A 25,567-nucleotide genomic window follows, 5' to 3' on the forward strand; every position below is an offset into this window, starting at 1 on the left:
CCAAAACCTACGTAATGAATAAAAGCGCCCTGACTTTTATTTTAATGCTAACTTCTTTAATTGCTTTTGCACAAGAAAATAATACTTCCTCGGTTAAATCTGGATTCACAAGTGAACAATTTCCTGTTTTTCAGAATTGCGAAAATTTAATAGATAAAAAATTAGAAAACTGCTTTTATAAAGAAGTTCAGGATTTTGTTTTTCAAAATTTTGAAGTTCCGGAAAATTTAAAACAAAATAATTATAAAGGAGAAGTTAAAGTACTTTTTGAAGTAGATGCGACTGGTGTTTTTAAGGTGATTTATGTAAATACGGCAAATGAAGATTTGTCTAATGAGGCGAAACGTGTTTTTGGTAAGTTTCCAACAATTAAGCCGTCAACTTACAATGGAAAGCCGACTTATTCAAAATACACCATCACAATAAATATTCCGTTAAAAAGTACGGATCAAATGGCAGCGGAAGCCGCGGCGGCAGCACAAATTTTAAAACCAACTGAAAAACCAATGACAGAATTGGATAGTATTGTTTATAAAAAATACAATAATCCAGAATTTGAAAGCCATTTAAATATTCCCTTTTCTCATAGTTATTACGCACAGTTTGATGGTGCAATGAATCAGGTTGGAAGTAATAGTCATACTTCTTCAAAACCTTATACCTACGCTGAGGTTTCAAAATATTATAATTTGAAAGCTGTAAATGAGTCACTTCAAAAAAAGACTTCAACATGGCTTGGAAGAAAATGGTGGAATGAGAATTTAGTCCAGATTCAGGGAGAAGATTACTGGCTGGCTTTAAATCCGATTGTTGATTTGCAGATGGGAAAAGCTTCAGATCTTGACGCTTCTTATACCTATGTTAATACGCGTGCTTTAAATTTCAGAGGAGGTTTAGGGAAACAAATAAATTTTACAACAACAATTTTTGAAAGTCAAGGCCGATTTGCCGGATATTTCAATGATTATGCTGAATCATTAAAGCCTTCTGGAGGAAACCCAGCGATTATTCCTGGAATTGGAATTGCAAAACGTTTTAAAACAGATGCATATGATTTTCCTTTGGCGGAAGCAAATATTACTTATACGCCATATAAATTTTTCGATCTTCAGTTAGGTTACGGAAGAAATTTTATTGGTGACGGTTATCGTTCATTAATCGAAAGTGACGGGGCGAGCCCATATCCGTATTTTAAAATTAATACTACTTTCTGGAAAATAAAATATACGAATACTTATATGTGGTTGAAAGATGTTCGACCAGAAGTTACAGTTGATAAAACATATGCCACAAAGTTCATGGCGAATCACTATTTAAGCTGGAATGTTTCAAACAGATTGAATTTAGGTTTCTTCGAATCTGTTGTTTGGACAGATACCAATAATAGAGGATTTGATGTCAATTTTGTGAATCCAATTATTTTTTATCGTACAGTTGAATTTACTTCTTCTTCAAGAAGTGGAAATGCGATGTTGGGTATTACTGGAAAATATAAATGGAATAACAGTATAAATTTATATTCTCAGTTTTTAATCGATGAATTTTCAGTTTCAGATGTAAAGGCGGGCGATAAAAGCTGGAAAAATAAATTTGGTTTTCAAATTGGAGGAAAATATTATAATGCATTCGATGTAAAAGATCTTTTGTTGCAAGTCGAGTATAATCATGTTCGTCCTTATGTGTATTCACATAGTGCCGTAATTACAAATTATGGGCACAATAATCAAAGTCTTGGTCACCAATGGGGCGGAAATTTTAATGAATTAGTTGTAATTGGACGTTATCATAAAGGGCGTATTTTTGGTGATGCAAAATTTACTGTTGGGACAAGAGGACTTGATTTTAATACCACTCAGGATACTTATAATTATGGTGGTGACATTTATAAAAGTTATGATGTAAAACGTCCATATGACAAAGGGGTAAAAGTTGGTCAGGGAAATAAAACAGATGTTTTTATTGCAGATATTCAAGGAGGTTATTTGATAAACCCAATGACAAATCTGAAATTGTTTGGAAGTTTTATTTACAGAAACTTTGATCCGACTCAGGATACGGCTACAACTTTTAAGCAAAGTACGACTTGGTTTAGTATCGGATTACGTTCAGATATTTTTAATTGGTATTTCGATTACTAGGATTTTTATAAGATTTTTCGAAATAATTGTGTTAAAGATTTGCAAGTCCTTATTTTGTAAAGGTTTTATTGAAAAAAATCTAAATTTATAGTTCTGTATTCTACAATCTAATTTGTACATTTGCACCACTCAAAAAAAATATACAAACAATAGAGGTTTGAACGCTACTAAAAATACAATTTCACTAAAATCAATATTTCTGGATTTCAAAGAGATTACAAAGGCTGGTTTGGCTATCAGTGTTTTGTTTTCTTCAATAGCTGGATATTTGTTAGGTGTAAATGCCGAACATCCTTTTAAATGGAGTGTCTTGCTTGTTTTGTCAATTGGCGGTTACTGCATGGTTGGTGCTTCAAATGCATTTAATCAGGTCATTGAAAAAGATATAGATGCTTTAATGGACCGAACAAAAAATCGCCCCGTTCCTTCAGGACGCATGTCTCCAAAAATGGCTTTGTTTGTAGCAAGTTTGTTGACTATTGTCGGAATCAGCTTGCTTTATACCATTAATGCCAAGTCAGCAATGTTTGCTGCGATTTCAATATTTTTATACACAAGTATTTATACGCCACTAAAAACGGTTACTTCGTTATCTGTATTTGTTGGTGCTTTTCCTGGAGCAATACCTTTTATGTTAGGATGGGTTGCTGCTACAGGCGAATTCGGAATTGAAGCAGGAACTTTGTTTTTAATTCAGTTTTTCTGGCAATTCCCTCATTTTTGGGCTATCGGCTGGTTTTTATATGAAGATTATGAAAAAGCAGGAATCTTTATGCTTCCGACAGGAAAGAAAGATAAAGGCACTGCTTTGCAGGTTATTCTGTATACAATTTGGCTGATCATAGCTTCATTACTTCCAGTTTTGGGGTATACAGGGCAATTGTTTATTTCTCCAATTGCAGCAGTTTTAGTGTTTTTATTAGGATTGTGGATGCTTTTTTATGCTGTAAAATTGTATCAGTTGAGAACGGCAAAGTCTGCAAGAACTTTAATGCTGGTGAGTGTTTCATACATTTCACTATTGCAGATTGTATTTATAGTAGATAAATTTTTAAGATAGTTATGGAAATGACAATTAAAGCAAGTGATGAACAATTAAGAAAATCAAAATCGGCAAAACTGATTTTGTTATTCGCAATGGTAAGTATGACCATGATGTTTGCAGGACTTACAAGTGCATTTGTGGTTAGTAAATCAAGAGCTGACTGGTTGAAGGATTTTCAATTGCCAACAGCATTTTATTATAGTACAGCAGTAATTATTGGCTGTAGCGTTACATTTTATTTAGCAAAAAAAGCCATTCAGAAAGACAATAGAAGCGCTGTTACAGGATTGCTTTTAGGAACTTTAGCTTTAGGGGTTTTATTTGTTGTATTGCAATTTCAGGGATTTGGACAAATCGTTGAAAAAGGATATTATTTTACAGGACAAGGTAGCTCAATTACTACAACTTTTCTTTATGTTGTTACTGTAACACACCTATTGCACTTAGCGGGCGGATTAATTTCGCTTTTAATTATAATTTATAATCATTTTAAACAAAAATACAATTCGACTCAAACTCTTGGTATAGAACTAGGTGCGATGTATTGGCACTTTTTGGATTTATTATGGGTATATTTATTTTTATTTTTATATTTCTTTAAATAAGAAAAAAACGTAAATTTGGGAACTTTTTAACGAATATCTTTTATGGAAGCGACAGTTACTACTGCAAATAACAACGAAAAAACTTGGGGAGGCGGAGAGGATATCCAGCCATTAGGAGCAAGTTATGGTAAAATGATGATGTGGTTTTTTATCGTATCAGATGCCTTGACATTCTCTGGATTTCTTGCTGCTTATGGTTTTTCTAGATTTAAATTTATTGAAACTTGGCCATTGGCTGATGAAGTGTTTACTCACTTCCCATTTATGCATGGCGTTTCGGCTCCTATGTATTATGTAGCCTTAATGACTTTTATTTTGATTTTCTCATCTGTAACAATGGTTTTAGCAGTTGATGCAGGTCATCAATTAAAAAAGACAAAGGTTGCTATTTATATGTTCTTAACTATTATTGGAGGTTTAATTTTCGTTGGTTCTCAAGCTTGGGAGTGGAAAAACTTCATAAAAGGAGAATATGGTGCAGTAGAAACAGCAGGTGGAAGTTTATTGCAGTTTGTTAACGCAAAAGGAGAAAGAGTTGCTCTTGAAGAGTTTGCTGTAAAATTGCCAGAACAAAGAGAGGCTTTAACAAGAAGTCATTCAACTTGGTTTATGGAAGATGCTGAAACGCAGGCTACATACACAGTTGCTGAAGTACAAGCTGGATTTAAAGCACATCCTGAATTGTTGATTAGAACAGAACAGATTATTGAAAATAACGGAAAAAAGAGTAAAAAAGTTCTGACTAGAGCAGAAGCTGAAACTCGTTTAGCAACTGCAAAATATGTAGTAGAAGGCGCAAACCTTACAAGAAACGAATACGGAAGCAAATTATTTGCTGATTTCTTCTTCTTTATTACTGGATTCCACGGATTCCACGTATTTTCTGGAGTTATCATTAATATCATTATTTTCTTTAATGTATTATTAGGAACTTACGAGAAAAGAAGAAGCTACGAAATGGTAGAGAAAGTTGGATTATACTGGCACTTTGTAGATTTAGTTTGGGTATTCGTATTTACAGTTTTCTACTTAGTTTAATTTTTTAAGATTTATTATTATGGCACACGGTCACGAATACGTATCAAATACAAGAAGAATCTGGTTTGTTTTTATATTATTATCAGTAGTAACTACAGTAGAGGTTATTCTTGGTATCTACAAACCTGCAGTTTTAGAAGGTAATCATTTTGTAGGTTTGAATTTATTGAACTGGATATTTTATATCCTTACAATATTCAAAGCATATTATATTGTATGGGCATTTATGCACATGGAAGGTGAAAAAAGCAGCCTTAGATGGTCTGTTGTATCACCAGTTATTTTCCTAGTTTTATATTTATTGTTTATTCTTTTGACAGAAGGACATTATATTTATGGGGTTTTTAAAGATTCTACTATTAAATGGAATTTTTAACATGATATTAATTCGAAAAGAAGCTCCGATTAACGGAGCTTTTTTTATTTTTGTACCTCAATATTTTCCCGCATAAACAATGAAAAAAAATATAGTTCTCTTTGTCCTTTTTGTTCTGCCTATTGTAGCTTATTTGTTTTTTGCTTCTGGTGTAAATAGTTTTACAACTCTTCCTGTAATAACACCTAAAGTAGCTGACTTTGGAAATTGGAATTCATTAAACGGGAAGAAAATCTCTCTCAATAAAAAAATTACTGTACTTGGTTTTGGAGGTACAAATATTTTAGAAAACCGAGGTAATTATTTTAATCTAAATGAAAAAATATACAAACGTTATAATGGTTTTGAAGATCTTCAGTTTGTAATTCTATGTCCGCTTGGAACTGAAAAACAAGCTCAAAAAATAGTTGATGCTTTATCTCCTTTTACAGATGTTAAAAATTGGAATTTTGTATTTGCTTCAAATGAAGAAATTCAAAAGTTTTATGATGGACTTCATCTAAAAGAAAAACTAAATAAGAATCTTGAAACTTCAAATGTTTATATTGTTGATAAAGAAAGAAATCTTAGAGGAAGAAAAGATAAAAAGGAATACAAAGAGGGATACAATACTTTTCATCCTTCTGAGCTCAGCAATGAAATGCTGGATGATTTTAAAATCATTTTATACGAATATCGTGCGGCTCTTAAAAAGAATCACAATGCCACTAAACAACTTTAATTTTTACCTACATGTTTAAAAATAAATCATATATCGGAATTTCGTTTATCGTTTTGATTTTCGGAATTTATGCAGTGCCAAAAATTGTTGACAGAATTCAAAACGGCGAAGTTGTAAAAGGGAATCGTTTAGATAATGTTGGTTTGAAAGGTGCAAAAGATTCAGCTAAATTATTAACTATTGGGCCAGCTCCTAAATTTGAATTAACAAATCAGGATGGTGCTAAAGTTTCTAATAGCACTTATAAAGGAAAGGTTTATGTTTTAGAGTTTTTCTTTACTACTTGTCCTTCAATTTGTCCAAAGATGAATTTGAGTATGCTGGAAATTGAGAAAACATTCTTTGGAAATCCTAATTTCGGAATCGTTTCAATCACGATTGATCCTGCTCATGATACTCCGGCAGTTTTAAAAGATCATGCAAAATTATTAGGTGTGAAATCTTCAAATTGGAACTTCTTAACTGGTGATAAGGCAACAATTATGGATTTGTCTAACAAAGGTTTCAATTTGTATGCAGGAGAAAATGATAAGGTGAATGGAGGTTTTGAGCACTCGGGTTTATTTGCTTTAATTGATAAAGATGGAAAAATCCGTTGCAGAAAAGATGAGTTTGGAAATCCTATTTTGTATTACGATGGTTTAGACAAAAAAGGAGTTAGAGAAATTCAGGAAGATATTAAAGTGTTATTAGAAGAATAAAATGGAAGATAATTCAATAGAAAAAAAATATAATAAATTTATAATTGCGGTTTCAATTATAATACCGGTTGTAGTTGCAATTTTATTTGGTGTAAAACTAAAAGATTTTGGATATAATGTTGAACCATTATCTATGTTACCTCCAGTTTATGCAACGATAAATGGTATAACAGCGGTTGTGCTTATTGCGGCTGTAATGGCTATTAAAAACGGGAAACGTTTATTGCATGAGCGCCTAATGACTTTTGCTATTGCTTTGTCTGTTGCTTTTTTGGTAATGTATGTTGCGTATCATATGACAGCAGATTCTACTAAATTTGGAGATTTAAATCATGATGGTATTCTTGATGCGGTAGAGAGTGCAAAAGTTGGCTCACTTCGATTGGTGTATTTTGTCATCTTAATAACTCACATTTTACTTTCAATCGCAATTATTCCACTTGTTCTTATTTCATATGTAAGAGCACTTGGACAGCAATTTGACAGACATAAAAAAATAGCTAAAATCACTTTTCCAATCTGGCTATATGTTGCTGTAACTGGCGTTGTAGTATTTTTAATGATTTCTCCGTATTATGCTAATTAGTAAAAAAAATAATATTCAAGGTTTGAAACCAAAATTTAAAACTTTGTTTTTTGGAATTTGTTTCTTTTTAATTGGAATTTCGGCAAATGCGCAATGTGCTATGTGCCGTGCGGCACTTGCAGGAGATTCTAATGTAAAAAAAGCGGAGGCTGTAAATGACGGAATTGTATATTTAATGGTAATTCCTTATTTACTAGTAGGTATAATTGGCGTTCTGATTTACAGAATGTACCAATCTAAAAAGAAAAAAGCAGTCTAATTTAGACTGCTTTTTTTATTATTTTAGTCCATTAACGGAAACATTAACTGTTCCATTTATTTTAATAAAAGCGATAATCGCCTGATTAGTCAATTGTATTTTATCAAACAGAATGTCTTCCATTTTTCCGTTTACAAAAACTCCGGGCATTGGAGAATAATTTTTTAAATAAGAAGCCATACTTTTTTTGCCTTCTTCTAAATTTGGCTGAATTGAATAACGGCAACTTGCTTCCATTTTTCTTAAAATATAGCCTTGTCCAAGCCAGCTTGCAGTTCGCATCAATTTGCTTTTGGTGTCTAAAACATAATCCAGTTTGTCGAAATAAATTTCTTTTGTCTGAGGATTATATTGCGGAAATCCGTTTAGGTATAATGTTCCATTTATTGATCCTAAAACATCCAGCGCGATAACCATTTTTCCGTCTTTGTGCCAAATAGAAACATTTTTAACAGTAATTTTTTTGCCTCCAGATCCAAATTCCTGATCGGCAAAATTTTTCGTCATTATTTTTGAAGCATCCGCATAAGTTGAGATTGCAGCAATATTGGCGCTAACCTGATTTGGGATTTTAGCAACAGGTTTCAAAACAATTTTATTGGCATTGAATTTAGATTCCGGTTGTTTCCCAACAATAGTTTCCATATTACATTTCATTCCCATATCTAGTAAAAAGGAATCGCTTTTGAGTTTTGCGTTCGTTGAATAAACTTCAATTGGAGCAATTCTTAACCAGCTTTCATAAGTTTCGCTCATTTGAAATGGCGTACAAATTTTTTCTAATGCAGTTAAAACATTCGGTTTAAAATCCATTGATTTTTCAATTGATTCGTCGATTTTCTTTTCGATTTTTGATTTGAAAATAGAAATTGCTGGATTTATCAAATACGTAATTGGCATACTTTTTCCGAAAACCATCATAGTTGGACTTTCGTTCCAATCTAATGATTTGAATTCTGTTTTAGTATTTAATTTCCAATTGGTGAGCGCAACATCACTCGATAATGTGATAACCCCGTTTAAATTAAATTCACGCGTGTCGTATAGATCGACGCCTAGTTTTTTAGTGCCAATTCTGTATTTGACAGTTGCTTTTAATGGCAAAATTGTTTTGATTTTTTTATCAGGGTTTGAAGGGTCATTCTGAATTTTTATCGGTGCTTGCTTCCAAACTTTCATTTCAATATCATCATCTTCGATATTGTTGTCTTCATAAATCAATCCGTTTAAAAGAGCATTGGTTTGATTTTCAATATCAGTCAGTTTTACCGTTATCGGCAAATTGATAAAAGATGGATTCGCATCATAAACCAAAGGACTCGCATCGTCTGGCTCGGGTTTTAGAGTTTCTAATTTTTGAGATGTGGAACAGCTGGCAAGGAATGCAGTTGCTGTAAATAGAGCGAAAATTGAAGTGAACTTCATCGTTACAATTTTTTTGAGTGATACAAAATTAAGAAAACAATTAAATAATTGTGAAAAAGTGTAACAATTACAAAAGTGTGCCGTCTTATTTAAATATTAAAATGTAATTATTAACGTTTTGTTATCATAATTTACTTATAAAAAATATTATTATTGTTTTAAAAAATTAACAATACCATGATTGAAATCAAAGATTTGCATAAATCCTATAAAATGGGAAGTTCAGAACTGCATGTGTTAAAAGGTATTAATTTTAATATTGAAGAAGGTGAGCTTGTAGCTATCATGGGATCTTCGGGATCTGGTAAATCGACGCTTCTTAATATATTAGGAATTTTAGACGAGGCTGATTCTGGAAGTTATACTTTAGATAAAACTCCAATTAAAAAACTAAACGAAACTATAGCTTCTAAATATCGTAATAAATTTTTAGGGTTTGTTTTTCAGTCTTTTAACTTGATTAACTATAAAAGTGCACTTGATAATGTAGCAATGCCGCTGTATTATCAAGGAATAAAAAGAAAAGAGCGTTATGACATTGCTATGAAATATTTGGAGAAAGTTGGTTTGGGTTCTCACTCGCACCACTTGCCAAATGAGCTTTCAGGAGGTCAAAAACAACGTGTCGCAATCGCAAGAGCATTGGCCTCAAATCCGAAGGTCTTGCTTGCAGATGAGCCTACAGGAGCTTTGGATACTAAAACTTCTTATGAAGTTATGGAGCTTATTCAAGGAATTAACGATGAAGGTAAAACTATTTTGATCGTTACGCACGAACCCGATATTGCCGCTATGTGCAAGAGAAATGTGGTCCTGAAAGACGGATTAATTATCGATGATAAAAAAGTAGAACAAGTTAGAGCTTCATCTTATGTTTAATATTGAGCGTTGGCAAGAAATATTTGAAGCAATCTCCAAAAACCGGCTGCGTACATTTTTGACCGGAGTTTCGGTAGCGTCTGGGATTTTTATTTTGGTGATTTTGCTTGGAGCGGGAAAAGGCCTTCAAAATGGAATTGAAAAACAATTTGAACGCGATGCCGCTGGGATTATAGAAGTTTGGTCAGGTACAACAACAAAGGAGTACAAAGGACTTAACCCGGGAAGACAAATTCAGTTTAGAAATAGTGATTACAATCAATCTGTTCAAAAATTTGAAGATAAACTGGATTTAAGAGCCTCAACACAGAATTATTGGGGAGCACAATTTGCTTACGGTAAAGAAAATGGAAATTATCAATATAGAGGTGTCGATCCTGATTATGGCGCAGTTGAAAATATAGTTATTGTTCAAGGAAGATATGTCAATGCCAAAGACTTACAAAACAACGAAAAGGTTGCTACGATTGGTATGAAAATAAAAACTGATTTATTTAAAGATCAGGATGCTCTTGGAAAAGAAATACAAATCAATAATATCAATTTTAAAGTAATAGGCGTTTTTACAGATCCAGGAGGAGAAAGAGAAGAAGCAAGAGCCTATTTGCCTTTGACCACAGTACAAAGAGCTTTTGGAGCAGGCGACAAAATCAGTAATATGTTTTTTACATTGAAAAAAACAAATGATTATGATGAAGCATTGGCGCAGTCTGAAAAATTTACTCAGGATTTAAAGGATTTATTGAAAAGCAAAAACATGGTTGCTCCTGATGATGATAGTGGAGTAGGTGTTTACAATTCGGTTAAAGATGCAAAGCAATTTTATGATTTGAATCTATACATCAGATTATTCTTTTGGTGGGTTGGTATTTGCACCATTATCGCCGGAGTTGTTGGTGTAAGTAATATTATGCTTATCATAGTTAAAGAAAGAACTAAAGAAATTGGAATTCGAAAAGCGCTTGGCGCATCGCCATTTTCTATTATTACAATGATACTTCATGAATCTATTTTTATTACCACAATTGCTGGTTTTGTTGGATTGTTGATGAGTTTGTTATTGTTAGAATTGGTCGGGCCAATGGTACAGAGCGAATATTTCAGAAACCCTGAAGTAGATTTCAGTGTAGCATTGACAACACTTGTTTTACTTGTATTCGCGGGCGCAATGGCTGGGTTTTTTCCGGCATACAGAGCAGCCAAAATCAAACCTATTGTAGCACTTAGAGACGAATAATTATGTTTAAGAAAGATAATTGGGACGAAATTTTACAGGCATTGACTGCAAATCCTTTCAGGACTATTCTGACTGCATTTGGAGTTTTTTGGGGAATCTTCATTTTGGTGATTTTGCTTGCAGCTGGAAATGGTCTGGAAAACGGAATTAAAAAAGGTTTTGACGGAATTGCGACAAACACTATGTTTATGTGGAGCCAAACGACGTCTAAAGCGTATAAAGGTTTGCCTAAAACACGCCGATATGATTTTAGAAACAGCGACGTTGCAGCATTAAGAGCTGCGTTGCCAGATTTATTATATGTTTCGCCAAGAAATCAATTAGGTGATTTTAATGGAACAAATAACGTGGTTCGAGGTACAAAAACTTCGTCATTCACCATTTACGGAGATTATCCTGAGCTGATCAAACAACAGCCAATGGACATTATTAAAGGCCGCTTTGTAAATCAGCAGGATATTGAAGGCAAAAGAAAAGTAGCTGTAATTGGTAAAGGAGTTATCAGTGAACTTTATGGAAAAGAGGAGGAAGCCATTGGAACGTACATTAAAATCAATGGAATAAATTTCATGGTTGTTGGGGTTTATAAATCAAAACAACAAGGCGGAAATGCAGAGCAGGAGCAAAAAAATATTTTTATTCCGTTTACGACTTTTCAGCAGGCATTTAATTATGGAGATAAAGTTGGTTGGATGGCAATTACAGCAAAAGATGAAACTTCGATTACCGATTTAAAGCCAAAAATCCTTGAAATAATTAAAGCATTGCATTCGATAAATCCTGCAGACGATAGAGCAGTAGGTAATTTTGATTTATACGAGCAGTTTAATAAAGTTCAGAGTTTGTTTAATATCCTGAAAATCATTGCTTATTTTGTTGGAACACTGGTTCTGATTTCGGGAGTAATCGGGATTTCGAATATTATGCTTATTGTAGTTAAAGAACGTACAAAAGAAATAGGAATTCGAAGAGCTTTAGGAGCAACTCCTGCAGCAATTCGTGGGCAAATTTTATCAGAATCTATCTTTTTGACTATTATTTCGGGAATGTTAGGAATAGCAGTCGCCACTGGAATAATAGCCATTTTAAACATGATTTTAGATTCCATGCCGCCAGATAGCAATACTATGTTTGCCAGCCCAAGCGTAGATTTGGGAGTTGTATTTGTTGCCTTATTAATATTAGTGGGTTCAGGTTTGCTTGCCGGATTTATTCCAGCCCAGACCGCAATTAATGTAAAGCCAGTTGACGCTTTACGAACAGAATAAATTATCAATCAAAATATAATCGATTAAACCAAAAACAAAATGAAAAAAGGAGTAACCGTAACCATTTTAATCTTTATTGCTATAATTTTCTTTGGTGCACTTTATTATTTGTATGCTAAAAATCAAGAGTCGCCAATAGTTTTTCAAACGGAGAAGGCAGAGATTAAAACGATCGTAAAAAACACAATCGCAACAGGTAATATTCAGCCTGATGAAGAGGTCTTAATCAAACCAAACATCTCAGGAATTATTGAAGAAGTTTACATTAAAGCCGGAGAAAAAATCAAAGCCGGTGATATGATTGCGAAAATTAGAGTTGTTGCCAATGTGTCGAATGTAAGCAGTACGCAAAACCAAGTGCAGACTGCCAAAATTGCATTAGATAATCAGGAGAAGATTTATAAGAGACAAAAAACACTTTTTGAAAAAGAGGTGATTTCTGCCAATGATTTTGATGCTGCTCAATTAGCTTATAAACAAGCAAAACAAAATTATTTGGCTTCAAAGCAAAGTTTAGATATTGTTAAAACAGGAACAACAACATCTTTAGGGAATTATGCAAATACGTTGATCCGTTCAACTGTTAACGGAATGGTATTGCAGGTGCCTGTAAAAGTTGGAAATCAAGTTATTGAAAGTAATAATTTTAACGAAGGAACTACAATTGCCAGCGTAGCCGATGTTGGAAGAATGATTTTTATTGGGAAAATTGATGAATCCGAAGTAGGTAAAATTAAAGAAAAAATGCCTATTGAGATTACAGTTGGTGCAATTGAAAATAAAAAATTTGATGCGGTTTTGACAGATATTGCACCAAAAGGTGTTGTAGAAAATGGCGCTATTCAGTTTGAAATTAAAGCCAAATTAGAAAATAAAGGTGATACTTTCATCAGAGCTGGATTAAGTGCAAACGCATCAATTATATTAGAAAAAGCAGACAAAGTTTTGGCTATTAAAGAATCACTTGTGCAGTTTGACAAAAAAACTCAAAAACCTTATGTAGAAGTTGAAACGGCGCCACAAAAATTTCAAAGAAGAGATTTAGTTTTAGGTGTTAGTGATGGAATTTATGTTCAGATCAAAAGCGGTGTTAAAGATTCTGATAAAATCAAAATCTGGAATCAAGGTTTGATCAATGAAGGGGATAAGAATAAAAAATAATTTGATTATTTAAAGGAGTTTTTGGGTTTTTAAAATGTTAAATTTGCATGGCTTGTTTGCTATGCTTCATTCAAAATATATGAAAATAAATAAAATAAATAGTTTAGTTTTTGCCATGCTTTTCGGATTTGGTTTATCAGGTCAAGCGCAGACAAAACAATGGACATTAGAGGAATGCGTTCGATATGCATTAGATAATAATATCACTATAAAACTTTCAGAATTAGATGTTGAAAATGCTGAAATAAATAAAAAGGATGCTTTTGGGAAATACCTTCCATCGGTTAACGGAAATGCATCACATTCCTGGAATATTGGTTTAAATCAAGATGTAACTACAGGTGTTTTGCGTAATCAGACAACTCAATACTCATCTGTAGGTTTAAATGCTGGAGTTGATATTTACAGAGGTCTTCAAAATCAAAATACATACAGACGAACAAAACTTGCTATTATTGCATCACAGTATCAATTATTGAAAATGCAGGAAGATATTTCTTTGAATGTGGCGAATGCTTTTCTTCAGATTTTGGGTTATAAAGAAGATCTAAAAATAAAAACAGAGCAGCTTTCTATTGATGAAAAACGTTTAAAACGTTCAGAAGAAATGGTTAGTGCAGGAACAATTCCACGTGGTGATTTATATGATTTAAAAGCTACTATCGCAACAGATAAGCAAAATATTGCAGTTTCTGAGAATAATTTACTTATTTCAAAATTGAGTTTGGCACAGCTTTTACAGCTTAAAGAATTTGCAGATTTTGATGTTGTTGATGATACAAATGCAAAAGATGAAAATAATATCATGGCACAAAGCCCGACTGATATTTATAATAAAGCAAAAGAAACTAGAACTGAGTTAAAACTGGCACAAACCAATCTTGAAATTGCCGAAAAGAATGTGGCAATTGCTAAAGGTGCTTTTCAGCCTACTCTTAGTGGTTTTTATGGTTTTAATACCAGAGCAAGTTATAGTGATCAAGTGAAATTTGATGATCAAAATCAGCCTTACACTACAGGACCAGATCCAATATTCCAACAGTTTAGCGATAATAAAGGACATAATTTTGGTTTACAATTGAATGTTCCAATTTTCAATGGATTCTCAGTTAGAAATAATGTTGAACGAAATAAAGTAAGTTTAGAGAAATCTAAAATAGATTTAGAACAAAAAAGTTTAGATTTGCAACGTAACGTTTACACTGCTTTTACAAATGCAAAAGGAGCGTTAAATACATACGAATCTGCAACAGTAACTTTAGAAGCAAGACAGCAGGCTTACAATTATGCTAAAGAAAAGTATGATGTAGGATTGATGAATTCATTTGATTTTACACAGGCTCAAACGTTATTGACAAATGCACAATCAGAAGTTATCAGAACGAAATACGATTATATATTTAAAATAAAAATTCTTGAATTCTATTTCGGAATTCCAATTGTTCCAATTCCTGCAAAATAATTTACTATGTCAAAAAAAACAATTTATTTCTTAGTCGGAGGCGCAGTTATACTAATTGCCACTTTAATAGTTCTGTCGAAAAAAGGAGTTATAGGAAATAAGGATGAAGGAAAAGAAGTAGAAATCTCAAAAGTTGAATCTTCAACAATTGTTGAAACTGTATCTGCAACTGGAAAAATTCAACCAGAAATTGAAGTTAAAATCGCTTCAATGGTTTCAGGTGAAATTATAGCACTAAATGTAAAAGAAGGCCAGGTTGTTAAAAAAGGAGATTTATTGGTAAAGATAAATCCTGATTTGTACACTTCAGGCTTAGAGCGTTCTGTTGCAAATTTGGCAGGAACTAAAGCAGGTTTGACACAATCCGATGCCAGTTTTAGAGAGGCTAAAGCAAATTATGAACGTAACAAAACCTTGTACGATAAAGGTGTAATTTCAAAATCAGATTGGGACAAGGCAATTTCAACTTATGAAGTGGCAAAAGCAACAAAACAAAGTTCATATTATAATGTTCAAAGCGCTACAGCATCTGTTACCGAAGCTCGAGATAATTTAGGGCGTACTACTATTTATTCACCTGCAGATGGTACCATTTCAGTATTAAATGTTGAATTAGGAGAGCGTGTTTTAGGAACGCAGCAAATGGCTGGAACAGAACTTTTGCGCGTTGCCAATTTGAATAACATGGAAGTTGAAGTTGATGTCAACGAAAATGATATTGTAAAAATTAAAATTGGAGACGAAGCAAATGTTGAAGTAGATGCTTATTTGAAAAAGAAATTCAAAGGTATAGTAACTAGTATTTCTAATTCGGCAAGTACAGCTTTGACTTCAGACCAAGTTACTAACTTTAAGGTTAAAGTTCGAATTTTAAAAGATTCTTATAAAGAGTTATTAGAAGGAAAACCAGCAGCTTATTCACCTTTCAGGCCTGGAATGACGGCTACGGTTGATATCATAACAACAACTAAAACGAATGTTCTGGCAGTGCCAATTAGTTCTGTTGTTGTAAAATCTGACACAACAGCTGTAAAAGATTTTAAAGTTGAAGACCCAAATGAAGATAAAAAAGCAGCGCCAAAAAGCGATAAAAAATACGAATGTGTTTTTGTAAAAGTAGGTGATAAAGCTAAAATCAGAATCATTAAAACTGGAATCCAGGATGATACTAATATTGAAGTAATGTCTGGATTAAAACCAGGTGATGTGGTAATTACAGGACCCTATACAACCGTTTCTAAAGATTTGAATTCTGGCGATAAAGTGAAACTTAAAAAAGCCGAAACACCTAAGAAATAAGTTGCTATGATTATTGCACTGCATGGCGGATTTTCAATAGAAATGCTTTATGGATTCGGCGCCGCATTAATAACGATTGCTGTATTTCTTATTTACATGCATTATCGTGTATATAGATCAGAATATTATAATGAAGAATACGTTTATTTTTCATCATGGAAAAAGCTATTCTTGTATATAGGTTTTTTGATTGTCAGTTTATTCATTGCAGTTGCATTGTTTTGGATATTGTCATTCATTTTTATCGGGATAGCTGTCGCAGTTCGAAAATAATTTTAACTTAAAAAAATAAACATTTTGTCTTTTATTCTCAATATCGAAACAGCAACCAAAAATTGTTCAGTATCAATTGCAAAAAATGGAGAAACCATCTTCTGTAAAGAAATAGCTGAAGAAGGATATTCGCATGCCGAAAAACTTCATGTTTTTATTGAAGAGACAATTGCAGAATCAAATATCTCGGTTCAGGATTTAGCAGCGATTGCTGTAAGTCAGGGACCGGGTTCTTATACAGGATTGCGAATTGGGGTTTCTGCGGCAAAAGGATTATGTTATGCTTTAAATATTCCGCTGATAGCTGTTAATACGCTGGAAACTTTGGCTTCAAGAGTTTCAGTTTCAGAAGGGAAAATTATTCCGATGCTTGATGCCAGAAGAATGGAAGTGTATAGTGAAATTTTTACGGCTGATTTAAAAGCAGAAAGAGCTATTCAGGCAGAAATTATTACCGAAGATTCTTTTGCAGAATATAATGAGCCGCTTTATTTTGTTGGTGATTGTGCTGATAAATGTAAACCAGTTTTGACGAAAGAAAACTTTATCTTTTTAGAGGAAATCAAATATCCTTCGGCACGCGAAATGAGTAAAATCAGTTATGATAAATATCAAAAAAGCGACACTGTTGATGTCGCTTATTTTGAACCTTATTATTTAAAAGATTTTATGATGACATTGCCATCAAAAAAACAATAATCAATTTTATTTTTGGATTGTATACGGCTGAACAGAAATTCCTGCCTGATCTAAAGCCGTTTTGCAATTTTCTAATGTTTCAGAAAAAACAGCACTATAATTGGTGTTTTTTGCCCAAGGACGCACTGCGAAATCAACTGAACTTGCTGATAAGTTTTTTACAAAAACCTCTGGTGCAGGTGTTTTAAGCACTTTTGGGTTTTTATTCAAAACATCTAAAAGTATATCTTTTGCTTTTTTGATATCTGAATCGTAAGCGATTGAAAAAGTCAAATCTGCTCTTCTTTCTCCTTGCATAGAATAATTGATAATTGTTCCATTTGATAAAGCCCCATTTGGAACAAAAACAGTCTGATTGTTTCCAGTAAGCATTTTAGTTACAAAAATCTGAATTTCTAATACTGTTGCAATTACGCCTTGTGCTTCGATCGTATCTCCCACTTTAAAAGGTTTGAAAACAATAATCAGCATTCCACCTGCAAAATTAGAAAGCGAACCTTGAAGTGATAAACCAACTGCAAGTCCCATTGCTCCTAGAATAGCAACAAAAGAAGAAGTGTCAATTCCGATTTTTGAAATAAATGTTACAAACAATAAAATTCGGAGCGCCCACAATAAAATATCGGCGAGAAATTTAGTCAGGGTAGGGTCTAAATTTCGCTTTACCATTATTTTTCGGATCAATCTGTTTATTAATCGAATGGCGTATAAACCAACAAATAAAATCAGGAATGCTGAGAATAATTTTGGAGAATAATCTACTAATAAATTGACTAATCTTGTGGTGTAACTTGCTAACTGTTCTGGGCTCATAATTGTATTTTAAGAATAAAAAAAACCTTCTCAAAAGAGAAGGCGAAATATTTTTGCAAATATAAAGAATATTTGTTTTTATAAGAAAAGAATGCAGTTTTATTCCTTGTCAGCCTCTTCAATTGCTGGCTCGCTTGCGTCTACAACAGTTTCAGAAGCGATTGCTCTCGTATCGTCAGCAACTTCAGCAGTTTTCTCTTTTACGGTTTCAATAACATCGCTAATAGCGTCTGATGCTTTCTCAGCATATTCGCTTACAACTTCTTTAGCCTGATGTGCATATTCTGTAGCAGATTCGATTATCGGTTCTGATGCCTCTTTTGCTTTTGCAATGGTTTCTTCTGCTAAAGTTTCAGCTTTTTCAATATATGGAGCAGCAGCTTCTTTTGCTTGCTCAAAAGTACTTTCGGCATTATTTGCCAATTCGGTTACAGATTCTTTGGTCGAGCCAAATAAATTTTTGAAAAAAGATGATAATCCCATAGTTTTATATTGATTGGTTAAGAATACAATATTAAACTTTTTTGCAGAATAAAAATGTTCTTGTGTTGATAATTTATTGAAAATAAGATTACTATAAGGTTAAGTAAAAAAAACGTCCGCATTATGCGGACGTTTTTCTTTATGTATGTAATTTGAATTAAGCATTCAAAGCTTCAACTGTAATTGCTTCATCATTCAGCATGCTTTTCAACATATTTTCGATACCGCTTTTTAAAGTAAAAGTCGATGACGGGCAACCGCTACAAGCACCCTGCAAAATTACTTTTACAGTTTTGTTGTCTTCATTGTAGGAGTCAAAAGCAATATTTCCACCATCAGCCGCAACTGCTGGTTTCACATATTCTTCCAAAATATTGATGATTTGTTGCGAAGTCACATCTAATTTGTCAAATGCTTCATCTTTTGAAGCTTCATTTTTAGCTTTAGTTTCAATCAAACTTTCATCTAGAACAGTTCCTCCGTTTTCGATAAATTGTTTGATAAAAGTTCTCAATTCTAATGTGATTTCATCCCAGTTATTGATTTCATATTTTGTTACTGAAATGTAATTTTCATCAATAAAAACCTCTTTTACATAAGGAAATTTAAATAATTCCTGTGCTAGTGGAGAAGAAGCAGTTTGATCAATGTTTTTATATTCAACTGCATTTCTGGTCAACATTCTGCTAACAACAAATTTTAAAGCGGCCGGATTTGGAGTTGTTTCTCCATAAACCGTTATAGGCTGTTTCTTAGGAGTGTTTTCGTCAATAGTAATGATTACACCACCTTTATCAACGAAGGCTTCTATTTGTTCTGCTACAGCATCTTTTACATCGTCCCAATCCACAATGCTGAATCGCTCAATTGCAATAAAATTTCCTGAAATATATACTGTTTTTACAAACGGAAGATAAAATAATTGCTGTGCAAGAGGTGAAGATTTCGCTTCATCAATGTTTTTGAACTCAAAATTTTGATTTTGAGTGATGAAATCATCAAACTCAAACTTAAGGATGGTAGGGTTTTGCGTTTCTTTTATAGTGATTTTTGTCATGGTCATATATTTTTTGCAAATTTAGTAAAGTTATTTTCTACTAATACCTATATTTGGTTTTTTAATAAAATAATTAAGACTCTTTACAAATAAATCGTATTAAATTAGAAGAGTCGGAAATTTACTTAAACAAATTTGCCTTTATGGAATTTAGAATCAAGGTTTTATTTATTTTTTTGGTTACCTCATTTTACTCGTATTCACAAGAAGGAATTCCTGTTTATTCTGATTATTTATCCGATAACCTTTATTTGATTCATCCATCAATGGCTGGTGCAGCAAACTGTGCCAAAGTTAGATTAACAGCAAGAAAACAATGGTTTGGAGAAGACGACGCACCATCGCTAGGAACTTTAAGTTTTAATGGAAGAATAGGAGAACGTTCTGGAGCCGGAATTATTGTTTTTAATGATAAAAACGGATACCATTCTCAAAAAGGATTGAAACTTACGTATGCACACCATATTATGTTTTCGAGAGACGAGCTAGATTTAAATCAGCTTTCATTTGGTATCAGCGGAGGCGTTATTCAAAGTCAGTTGGATGAAACTAAATTTGGAGGAACTTTTGACCCGATTGTTTTTGGTTCAATTCAAAAAGATTCTTATTTCAATGTTGATGTTGGAGCTTCGTATAATTATTTGAACTTTTATGCACATGCTACAGTTCAGGGATTGTTAGAAACAAGAAGAGAATTGTATACAGATTATGAAAGTGATAATTTGAGGAAGTTTTTGTTTAGTACCGGATATGTTTTTGGCAAAAATGATAATTACACCTGGGAACCTTCGGTATTGCTTCAGGTTTTTGACAAAACAAAGGAAAAAACAATTGATTTGAACTTTAAAGGTTATAAAAACATGGACTTTGGAAGTTTATGGGCTGCACTTTCATACAGAAGAAGTTTTGATGGTGCACAATACAGCACTGGAAGCGGTGTGAAGGCTCAAAAGTTGCAATATTTTACGCCGATAATTGGAGTCAATTTCAATAATTTTATGTTTGCTTATACGTACTCACAAGTTATGGGTGATGTAAAATTTGATACTGGTGCTTATCACCAAATTACTTTAGGAATCAATTTATTTTGTAAAAAAGAACGTTACGATTGTAATTGTCCTGCTATTAATTAATTTACTATGTTGATTAAATCTGTAAACGGAAAATCTCCTTTGATTCCAGAGGATTGTTATGTTGCTGAAAATGCTACAATTGTTGGTGATGTTTCTTTTGGACATTCGTGCAGCGTTTGGTTCAATGCTGTTATTCGTGGTGACGTACACTTTATTAAAATTGGTAATAAAGTAAATATTCAGGACGGAGCGATTATTCATTGTACTTATCAAAAGCATCCAACAATTATTGGAAACAATGTTTCAATTGGACATAATGCAATTGTTCACGGTTGTACTGTAAAAGATAATGTTTTAATCGGAATGGGGGCGATCGTTATGGATAACTGTGTAATAGAAAGCAATTCAATTATTGCTGCAGGAGCGGTTATAACTCAAAATACCGTTGTCGAATCAGGAAGCATTTACGCTGGCGTACCGGCGAAAAAGGTGAAAGACATCAATCAATCTGATTTTGCTGGAGAAATCGAACGCATTTCAAATAATTATGTAATGTATTCGGGTTGGTTTAAAAACGAAGAATAAAATTTTTAAAATAATAAAATAATCCCGATAGCTATCTATCGGGATTATTTTGGAATTTAATAAACTATAAATTGATTTTTTCGAAAAAAGCAGTTTTATAGCTTTCGCTGATAGGAATTCGTTTATCGCTAATCAAAACTTTATTTTTTTGTATCGATTTGACATGTTTTATATTAATGATATAAGATCTGTGAATTCGCGAAAATCCTTTGCTGGAAAGAAAATTTTCAAGTTTTATTAAACTGATTAAAGTCAGCGTGAATTTATTATCTGTAGTGTAAATTTTCACGTAATCTTTCAGTCCTTCGATAAATAGGATGTCTGCAAAATTCATCTTCACATTTTCGTATTCCGCTCTTACAAACATAAAATCTTGTTCTAATTCGGGTACAGTCGTATTTTCAGAAATGGTTTGAATTGCAGTTGCAGGATTTATAATTTGCTGCGCTCTCACAACCGATTTTAAAAAGCGATGAAACGGAATAGGTTTTACTAAATAATCAACGGCACCAAGATTAAAACCTTCGACCGCATAATCAGAATAGGCGGTTGTAAAAATTACCAAAGGCTTTTTTTCAATTGTATTTAAAAAATCAATTCCAGAGAAGTGAGGCATTTGAATGTCAAGAAAAATTAAATCAACACTGTTTTGATTAATAAAAGATACAGCATCAATAGCATTATTGAAAGTATTTATCAATTCAAGATAGTCTACTTTTTTGACAAAATCTTCTAATAATTCAACTGCTAAAGGTTCATCGTCAATAATTACACATTTCATCTGTTGTAAATTAGATTTTTAAAAATTTTGTTTTGGTGCTCAAAAGTACTTTGAAATCAGTCAATTAAGTTTTAAAATTTTCATAAAATAAGCGTTTATTTTATAATTATCTCTTAACGTTTAATCACAATCACAATCTCATTTTAACTAATAGCTGTTTGAATTTCATCTAAATTTAAATGAAGATGAACTCTGTAATATTGATTGTCTTGTGTAATAGCAAGCTGATGTGCATTTGGATAAAGAAGATCAAGTCGGTTTTGAATGTTTACCAGTCCAATTCCTGAGTTTTCGGGATCTTTAACATAGTTTTCGATTGTGTTTTCTATCCAGAAATCAAGGCTGTTTTCATGAATGAAAATTTTGATTTTAACATGAGCTGCACCTTTATAATCGGTTCCATATTTAAAAGCATTTTCGACAAACGAAATCAACAATAAAGGTTCAATGAACTTGTTTTTTGTGTCGCCATGAACATTTATAATAATATCCTCAATATTATTAAGTCTCAATTTTTGCAATTCAATATAATTCTGAATGTAGTTGATTTCTTTTTCTAAAGCCACCGTTTTATTGTCAGTTTCATACAACATATATCGCATGAGTTCAGACAATGTCACGATGGCATCAGGGACCAAATCAGATTTCTTGTGTGCTAATGAATAAATACTGTTTAAGGAATTGAATAAAAAATGCGGATTAGTTTGTTTTCGCAAATAAATCAATTCAGTACTTGTTCTATGTGTTTCGGCAATTAATTTGTTTTGCTGATTATTGTAAAATTCAGTCAGCGTTCTAATAATTGCGCTTATCGTAAGTATTAAAATATAGAAAAAAGAAGGAGCAACTTTAAAAAAGAAAGGCTGTCTTATTTGAGTTCTAAAATGTGCGCCTTTTGGGAAAAATTGTGGATCAGGCATCATTCTTGGTGGACGCATGTTCTCAGGTCTCAGATGTCTGAATTCCGGAATAAAATAATTTGTTCGGATAATCATAAACAAGATGATTAGCGAAAGTGCAAAAACAAAGTAGAGCCAATATTTTTTTTCTAAAAGCAAAACCGGAACCAAGTAAAAATAGTTTAGATAAAACAATATAATTCCAGTAACCCATTGTGCATAAAAATCATTATTGATTCGGAAAGGACTTTCGTAAAATTGAATTAAAGAAGTCAATATAAAGAAAATCCATATGATACAATGAAATAGAATTTTGTTTGAATTTGTATTTTTAATGGCGTCAATCTTCATTTACAATTTTATTTTTAATAAAATTAAATCATTTTTCGTTACAGTAGGCGACATATTCTGGTCTAGTTTGTTAACCACTAATTCTGCTGTTTTTAAAGCTTCTTCTTCTGTTGAAAAGCTTTTTGTATTGCTAATTGCCGGAATAATAGATTGTTTTATTAAAATTTTGTCTTTGTTTGAAATAGTATATCCCCAGCCTGTTTTGGTTTGAAAAGAATCAATTTTAAATGTTTCTTTTTTTGTACAGGCGGTGAATTGTAAAACAAGTAAAATAAATAATAAATTCTTCTGGATTTTACTCCAGAAGAATTGTTTTTTGGTATTAATTGTCATCGTCGCTTTGTTCGTCAAGTGGTTTAAATTCCCAGGCATCATCAAAATAAGTTGAACCTGTTCGGCCTAACATATAAAATCCACGGTTATTAATGGCAAAACCAACAGCATCAGTTCTGGTTGCACCTTCCATAGAAGTTCTTTCTGTCCAAAGATCAGTTGAAGGATTGTATTCCCACACCGTTTTTATACCATCGCCGCCCACAACATATCCTAGACTATTCATAGAAAAACTTGATGCATTTGAGCGTGTCACAGCATATTCATCATTGTATGAGTAATCATCATCAGTATCTTTGTCAATATCGCGTTTTCTTGTCCAAACGTCTGTAGCTGGGTCAAACTCCCAAAAATCTTCCTGATAAACACCATTATTGATTCCTGTTCCTAAATAAGCCTTGTCACCAATTACGAAAACAGTTGCATTACGTCTTTTATTTCCGCTAAAACCATTTACCAATGTCCAGGCGTTTGTCTGGTCATTATATTGATAGAAATCTTTCAGATAATTTCCATCATAACCAGTTCCAAAGTAAGCTTTTCCGCCCACTTGAAATCCAAGTGCACCATAACGACCTGTTCCGGCAAAATCTGCTTTTTGAGTCCAACTGTTGCTTGTTGGATCATATTGAAAAAAATCTTTTAATTTATTAGTTCCATCATAACCAAGACCAACATATCCTTTTTCATTTAGGGTAAAACTCGAAGCAGAACTTCTTCCTACACCTGTAAAATCAGCTTTTTGCTCCCAGTAATCTCCATTAGAATTATAAGCCCATAAATCTTTTAAATACACATCGCCAGTATAACCAGTTGCTACATATGCATAATCGCCAATAACAAAACTTGTGGCGCTAGATCTTGCCGGGCCATCAAATGCCGACTTTTTAATCCAGTTTCCAATCAAATCATCATCGTTATCATCATTACTGCAGCCTACAAAAACGAGAGCCGAAAATAGAGTCGCGAATAATATTCCTTTTTTCAAATTATTCATAATGTATTAAATTTATTTATTGTTTGTATTTGATGCCAATGCCAAAAATGTATCCATTTCCTGTATTAAAATTATATACAGTATGGTTTTCAGAATCAGTAAGATTGTATTTTTTGTTAAAATCATAGCCTGCTTTAAAATCCAAAAACCAATTTGAATCTACGTTTCTTTCATATTCAAAAGCTGATGTCATTTGCGATAAACTCATTTTAGAAGCAGCATAATCTAAAGCTGATTTTTGATCTAAATGATAAAAACTCCCATTGAAACTGTTTGTTAAACTGAATGTATTTCGGATATTATTTGAATATGAAATCTTTGAATCCGGAAAACCAACTGAAACCATGCTTTTGTCGCTTATTGTATAGTTTATTGTTGCTATTGGAATAAATTTCGCAGCTCCAAAAATGGCTGATCGCGCACCGCCAATAGTGATATTTGTTCTGGAATTTACTTGCTGGCTAATTTCAAAACTACCTAACAAAGTAAAATCAGACCAGTCTAAATTGTCCTGAAAACTGAACATTGGCGTAAGCGAAAATTTCAATTTTGTTTTATCTGAAGCCTTAAGTATATAGTCTGTTTTGTTTTGAAATTGATTAAACCGATTTAGATTTTCAAATTCCGAAAACTCATAATTTACATTCAGATTAGAATACTCAGATGTATTAGTGAACTGATTTTTAGTGCGTATTTTTTTGTTGAATACTACCGAAATATTGCTTTCATTAAAATCAATTTTATCAGTAGGTTCTGTTTTTAAATTCACATCTGCCAAAAAAGTTTCTTGAGCCTTCATACTAAAAAATGAAATTGTAAAAACCGAACATATTAAAAGCCTTATTCTCATTACTTAATTATTGGCTCAAAAGTAGATGGCTGATGCTTTAAAAAAAAAGAATATATATGTATGGCGTTTTTTGATAGACTAAATCCCTTTTTTAGAGGTTGAATCGGAGATTGGTTTGTGTTGCTGTATCATAGATGTTTTTTTGCTGTTTGTAGTCCAAAAAACAGTGGCTG

General features: G+C 32.7%; 28 protein-coding genes. 19 read left to right on the forward strand and 9 right to left on the reverse strand.

Going from position 1 to position 25,567, the window contains the following annotated elements; genetic code table 11:
- Positions 1–14: 14 nt before the first annotated feature.
- The 9 genes from FN795_RS09630 (at position 15) to FN795_RS09670 (ending at position 7,469) form a co-directional block, all read left to right on the forward strand.
- Positions 15–2,138, forward strand: a complete 2,124-nt coding sequence (locus FN795_RS09630; RefSeq protein ID WP_142450723.1) for an energy transducer TonB — start codon at positions 15–17, stop codon at positions 2,136–2,138.
- A gap of 157 nt (positions 2,139–2,295) precedes the next feature.
- On the forward strand, positions 2,296–3,198 hold the full coding sequence (gene cyoE / locus FN795_RS09635) for a heme o synthase (protein WP_142450402.1): 903 nt from the start codon (positions 2,296–2,298) through the stop codon (positions 3,196–3,198).
- 2 nt (positions 3,199–3,200) lie between these two features.
- Positions 3,201–3,788 (forward strand): cytochrome c oxidase subunit 3, encoded by a 588-nt coding sequence (locus tag FN795_RS09640; protein WP_142450403.1) that lies wholly within the window; start codon positions 3,201–3,203, stop codon positions 3,786–3,788.
- Between the two features lie 42 nt (positions 3,789–3,830).
- Positions 3,831–4,826, forward strand: coding sequence for a cytochrome c oxidase subunit 3 (locus tag FN795_RS09645; RefSeq protein ID WP_142450404.1), 996 nt, complete (start codon positions 3,831–3,833; stop codon positions 4,824–4,826).
- Positions 4,827–4,845: 19 nt separating this feature from the next.
- Entirely contained in the window at positions 4,846–5,202 is a 357-nt protein-coding gene (locus FN795_RS09650; RefSeq protein WP_035651494.1) for a cytochrome C oxidase subunit IV family protein, read from the forward strand.
- A 79-nt stretch (positions 5,203–5,281) separates the two neighbouring features.
- Positions 5,282–5,923, forward strand: a complete 642-nt coding sequence (locus FN795_RS09655; RefSeq protein ID WP_142450405.1) for a hypothetical protein — start codon at positions 5,282–5,284, stop codon at positions 5,921–5,923.
- Between the two features lie 11 nt (positions 5,924–5,934).
- Positions 5,935–6,624: an SCO family protein gene (locus FN795_RS09660; protein ID WP_142450406.1), complete on the forward strand. Its 690-nt coding sequence runs from the start codon at positions 5,935–5,937 to the stop codon at positions 6,622–6,624.
- A 1-nt stretch (position 6,625) separates the two neighbouring features.
- Positions 6,626–7,210, forward strand: a complete 585-nt coding sequence (locus FN795_RS09665) for a DUF420 domain-containing protein (RefSeq protein ID WP_142450407.1) — start codon at positions 6,626–6,628, stop codon at positions 7,208–7,210.
- Positions 7,200–7,469, forward strand: a complete 270-nt coding sequence (locus FN795_RS09670; protein ID WP_142450408.1) for a hypothetical protein — start codon at positions 7,200–7,202, stop codon at positions 7,467–7,469. Before FN795_RS09665 ends, FN795_RS09670 begins: the two co-directional genes overlap by 11 nt.
- A gap of 18 nt (positions 7,470–7,487) precedes the next feature.
- On the opposite strand, the gene FN795_RS09675 is transcribed toward FN795_RS09670, so the two are convergent.
- Entirely contained in the window at positions 7,488–8,894 is a 1,407-nt protein-coding gene (locus tag FN795_RS09675) for a DUF4403 family protein (RefSeq protein ID WP_142450409.1), read from the reverse strand.
- 177 nt (positions 8,895–9,071) lie between these two features.
- Between FN795_RS09675 and FN795_RS09680 the strand changes: the two genes are divergently transcribed.
- The 8 genes from FN795_RS09680 to tsaB all read left to right on the forward strand — a co-directional run bounded on the left by FN795_RS09680 (position 9,072) and on the right by tsaB (position 17,172).
- Positions 9,072–9,773 carry an ABC transporter ATP-binding protein gene (locus FN795_RS09680; RefSeq protein WP_035651510.1) on the forward strand — a complete coding sequence of 234 codons (702 nt, stop codon included), beginning with the start codon at positions 9,072–9,074 and terminating at the stop codon, positions 9,771–9,773.
- The gene (locus FN795_RS09685) at positions 9,766–11,010 is read left to right on the forward strand and encodes an ABC transporter permease (protein WP_142450410.1); all 1,245 of its coding nucleotides are present in this window, start codon (positions 9,766–9,768) and stop codon (positions 11,008–11,010) included. Before FN795_RS09680 ends, FN795_RS09685 begins: the two co-directional genes overlap by 8 nt.
- A 2-nt stretch (positions 11,011–11,012) precedes the next feature.
- A complete protein-coding gene (locus FN795_RS09690) occupies positions 11,013–12,278 on the forward strand; it encodes an ABC transporter permease (protein WP_142450411.1) in 1,266 nt (421 codons plus the stop codon).
- A 39-nt stretch (positions 12,279–12,317) separates the two neighbouring features.
- Positions 12,318–13,439 carry an efflux RND transporter periplasmic adaptor subunit gene (locus FN795_RS09695; RefSeq protein ID WP_142450412.1) on the forward strand — a complete coding sequence of 374 codons (1,122 nt, stop codon included), beginning with the start codon at positions 12,318–12,320 and terminating at the stop codon, positions 13,437–13,439.
- A 79-nt stretch (positions 13,440–13,518) separates the two neighbouring features.
- A complete protein-coding gene (locus tag FN795_RS09700) occupies positions 13,519–14,901 on the forward strand; it encodes a TolC family protein (protein WP_142450413.1) in 1,383 nt (460 codons plus the stop codon).
- 6 nt (positions 14,902–14,907) lie between these two features.
- Positions 14,908–16,200 (forward strand): efflux RND transporter periplasmic adaptor subunit, encoded by a 1,293-nt coding sequence (locus tag FN795_RS09705; RefSeq protein WP_142450414.1) that lies wholly within the window; start codon positions 14,908–14,910, stop codon positions 16,198–16,200.
- 6 nt (positions 16,201–16,206) lie between these two features.
- A complete protein-coding gene (locus tag FN795_RS09710; protein WP_142450415.1) occupies positions 16,207–16,473 on the forward strand; it encodes a hypothetical protein in 267 nt (88 codons plus the stop codon).
- A gap of 24 nt (positions 16,474–16,497) precedes the next feature.
- Complete coding sequence (tsaB, locus tag FN795_RS09715) at positions 16,498–17,172, forward strand: tRNA (adenosine(37)-N6)-threonylcarbamoyltransferase complex dimerization subunit type 1 TsaB (protein WP_142450416.1); 675 nt, start codon at positions 16,498–16,500, stop codon at positions 17,170–17,172.
- Positions 17,173–17,178: 6 nt separating this feature from the next.
- Here the strand turns inward: tsaB and FN795_RS09720 are convergent, their stop codons facing one another.
- From FN795_RS09720 to FN795_RS09730, 3 genes are all read right to left on the reverse strand, one after another.
- Positions 17,179–17,985 (reverse strand): mechanosensitive ion channel family protein, encoded by an 807-nt coding sequence (locus FN795_RS09720; RefSeq protein ID WP_035651528.1) that lies wholly within the window; start codon positions 17,983–17,985, stop codon positions 17,179–17,181.
- Positions 17,986–18,084: 99 nt separating this feature from the next.
- On the reverse strand, positions 18,085–18,468 hold the full coding sequence (locus FN795_RS09725) for a YtxH domain-containing protein (protein ID WP_142450417.1): 384 nt from the start codon (positions 18,466–18,468) through the stop codon (positions 18,085–18,087).
- A 157-nt stretch (positions 18,469–18,625) separates the two neighbouring features.
- Positions 18,626–19,525, reverse strand: a complete 900-nt coding sequence (locus FN795_RS09730; protein WP_142450418.1) for a NifU family protein — start codon at positions 19,523–19,525, stop codon at positions 18,626–18,628.
- A gap of 143 nt (positions 19,526–19,668) precedes the next feature.
- Between FN795_RS09730 and FN795_RS09735 the strand changes: the two genes are divergently transcribed.
- Entirely contained in the window at positions 19,669–20,658 is a 990-nt protein-coding gene (locus FN795_RS09735) for a PorP/SprF family type IX secretion system membrane protein (protein WP_142450419.1), read from the forward strand.
- Between the two features lie 6 nt (positions 20,659–20,664).
- Positions 20,665–21,183: a gamma carbonic anhydrase family protein gene (locus tag FN795_RS09740; RefSeq protein WP_035651550.1), complete on the forward strand. Its 519-nt coding sequence runs from the start codon at positions 20,665–20,667 to the stop codon at positions 21,181–21,183.
- 64 nt (positions 21,184–21,247) lie between these two features.
- Here FN795_RS09740 and FN795_RS09745 read toward each other — a convergent pair whose 3' ends face one another.
- From FN795_RS09745 to FN795_RS09765, 5 genes are all read right to left on the reverse strand, one after another.
- Positions 21,248–21,964 (reverse strand): LytR/AlgR family response regulator transcription factor, encoded by a 717-nt coding sequence (locus FN795_RS09745; RefSeq protein ID WP_142450420.1) that lies wholly within the window; start codon positions 21,962–21,964, stop codon positions 21,248–21,250.
- A 143-nt stretch (positions 21,965–22,107) separates the two neighbouring features.
- Entirely contained in the window at positions 22,108–23,214 is a 1,107-nt protein-coding gene (locus tag FN795_RS09750; protein ID WP_142450421.1) for a sensor histidine kinase, read from the reverse strand.
- On the reverse strand, positions 23,215–23,547 hold the full coding sequence (locus FN795_RS09755; protein WP_142450422.1) for a DUF4907 domain-containing protein: 333 nt from the start codon (positions 23,545–23,547) through the stop codon (positions 23,215–23,217). It abuts the gene before it with no gap.
- Positions 23,537–24,544, reverse strand: coding sequence for a Kelch repeat-containing protein (locus FN795_RS09760; protein WP_142450423.1), 1,008 nt, complete (start codon positions 24,542–24,544; stop codon positions 23,537–23,539). Before FN795_RS09760 ends, FN795_RS09755 begins: the two co-directional genes overlap by 11 nt.
- A gap of 16 nt (positions 24,545–24,560) precedes the next feature.
- The gene (locus FN795_RS09765) at positions 24,561–25,343 is read right to left on the reverse strand and encodes a DUF6268 family outer membrane beta-barrel protein (RefSeq protein WP_244289964.1); all 783 of its coding nucleotides are present in this window, start codon (positions 25,341–25,343) and stop codon (positions 24,561–24,563) included.
- Between the last annotated feature and the right edge of the window lie 224 nt (positions 25,344–25,567).

The sequence above is a fragment of the Flavobacterium resistens genome (assembly GCF_900182645.1).
In the GTDB taxonomy this organism is placed as follows: Bacteria; Bacteroidota; Bacteroidia; order Flavobacteriales; family Flavobacteriaceae; genus Flavobacterium; species Flavobacterium resistens.

What these genes read in the sequence shown, in the direction of transcription:
- FN795_RS09630 (WP_142450723.1), top strand. Translation starts at nt 15, where the DNA reads ATGAATAAAAGCGCCCTGACTTTTATTTTAATGCTAACTTCTTTAATT.
- FN795_RS09640 (WP_142450403.1), top strand. Translation starts at nt 3,201, where the DNA reads ATGGAAATGACAATTAAAGCAAGTGATGAACAATTAAGAAAATCAAAA.
- FN795_RS09645 (WP_142450404.1), top strand. Translation starts at nt 3,831, where the DNA reads ATGGAAGCGACAGTTACTACTGCAAATAACAACGAAAAAACTTGGGGA.
- FN795_RS09650 (WP_035651494.1), top strand. Translation starts at nt 4,846, where the DNA reads ATGGCACACGGTCACGAATACGTATCAAATACAAGAAGAATCTGGTTT.
- FN795_RS09655 (WP_142450405.1), top strand. Translation starts at nt 5,282, where the DNA reads ATGAAAAAAAATATAGTTCTCTTTGTCCTTTTTGTTCTGCCTATTGTA.
- FN795_RS09660 (WP_142450406.1), top strand. Translation starts at nt 5,935, where the DNA reads ATGTTTAAAAATAAATCATATATCGGAATTTCGTTTATCGTTTTGATT.
- FN795_RS09665 (WP_142450407.1), top strand. Translation starts at nt 6,626, where the DNA reads ATGGAAGATAATTCAATAGAAAAAAAATATAATAAATTTATAATTGCG.
- FN795_RS09670 (WP_142450408.1), top strand. Translation starts at nt 7,200, where the DNA reads ATGCTAATTAGTAAAAAAAATAATATTCAAGGTTTGAAACCAAAATTT.
- FN795_RS09675 (WP_142450409.1), bottom strand. Translation starts at nt 8,894, where the DNA reads ATGAAGTTCACTTCAATTTTCGCTCTATTTACAGCAACTGCATTCCTT.
- FN795_RS09680 (WP_035651510.1), top strand. Translation starts at nt 9,072, where the DNA reads ATGATTGAAATCAAAGATTTGCATAAATCCTATAAAATGGGAAGTTCA.
- FN795_RS09685 (WP_142450410.1), top strand. Translation starts at nt 9,766, where the DNA reads ATGTTTAATATTGAGCGTTGGCAAGAAATATTTGAAGCAATCTCCAAA.
- FN795_RS09690 (WP_142450411.1), top strand. Translation starts at nt 11,013, where the DNA reads ATGTTTAAGAAAGATAATTGGGACGAAATTTTACAGGCATTGACTGCA.
- FN795_RS09695 (WP_142450412.1), top strand. Translation starts at nt 12,318, where the DNA reads ATGAAAAAAGGAGTAACCGTAACCATTTTAATCTTTATTGCTATAATT.
- FN795_RS09700 (WP_142450413.1), top strand. Translation starts at nt 13,519, where the DNA reads ATGAAAATAAATAAAATAAATAGTTTAGTTTTTGCCATGCTTTTCGGA.
- FN795_RS09705 (WP_142450414.1), top strand. Translation starts at nt 14,908, where the DNA reads ATGTCAAAAAAAACAATTTATTTCTTAGTCGGAGGCGCAGTTATACTA.
- FN795_RS09710 (WP_142450415.1), top strand. Translation starts at nt 16,207, where the DNA reads ATGATTATTGCACTGCATGGCGGATTTTCAATAGAAATGCTTTATGGA.
- FN795_RS09720 (WP_035651528.1), bottom strand. Translation starts at nt 17,985, where the DNA reads ATGAGCCCAGAACAGTTAGCAAGTTACACCACAAGATTAGTCAATTTA.
- FN795_RS09725 (WP_142450417.1), bottom strand. Translation starts at nt 18,468, where the DNA reads ATGGGATTATCATCTTTTTTCAAAAATTTATTTGGCTCGACCAAAGAA.
- FN795_RS09730 (WP_142450418.1), bottom strand. Translation starts at nt 19,525, where the DNA reads ATGACAAAAATCACTATAAAAGAAACGCAAAACCCTACCATCCTTAAG.
- FN795_RS09735 (WP_142450419.1), top strand. Translation starts at nt 19,669, where the DNA reads ATGGAATTTAGAATCAAGGTTTTATTTATTTTTTTGGTTACCTCATTT.
- FN795_RS09740 (WP_035651550.1), top strand. Translation starts at nt 20,665, where the DNA reads ATGTTGATTAAATCTGTAAACGGAAAATCTCCTTTGATTCCAGAGGAT.
- FN795_RS09745 (WP_142450420.1), bottom strand. Translation starts at nt 21,964, where the DNA reads ATGAAATGTGTAATTATTGACGATGAACCTTTAGCAGTTGAATTATTA.
- FN795_RS09750 (WP_142450421.1), bottom strand. Translation starts at nt 23,214, where the DNA reads ATGAAGATTGACGCCATTAAAAATACAAATTCAAACAAAATTCTATTT.
- FN795_RS09755 (WP_142450422.1), bottom strand. Translation starts at nt 23,547, where the DNA reads ATGACAATTAATACCAAAAAACAATTCTTCTGGAGTAAAATCCAGAAG.
- FN795_RS09760 (WP_142450423.1), bottom strand. Translation starts at nt 24,544, where the DNA reads ATGAATAATTTGAAAAAAGGAATATTATTCGCGACTCTATTTTCGGCT.
- FN795_RS09765 (WP_244289964.1), bottom strand. Translation starts at nt 25,343, where the DNA reads ATGAAGGCTCAAGAAACTTTTTTGGCAGATGTGAATTTAAAAACAGAA.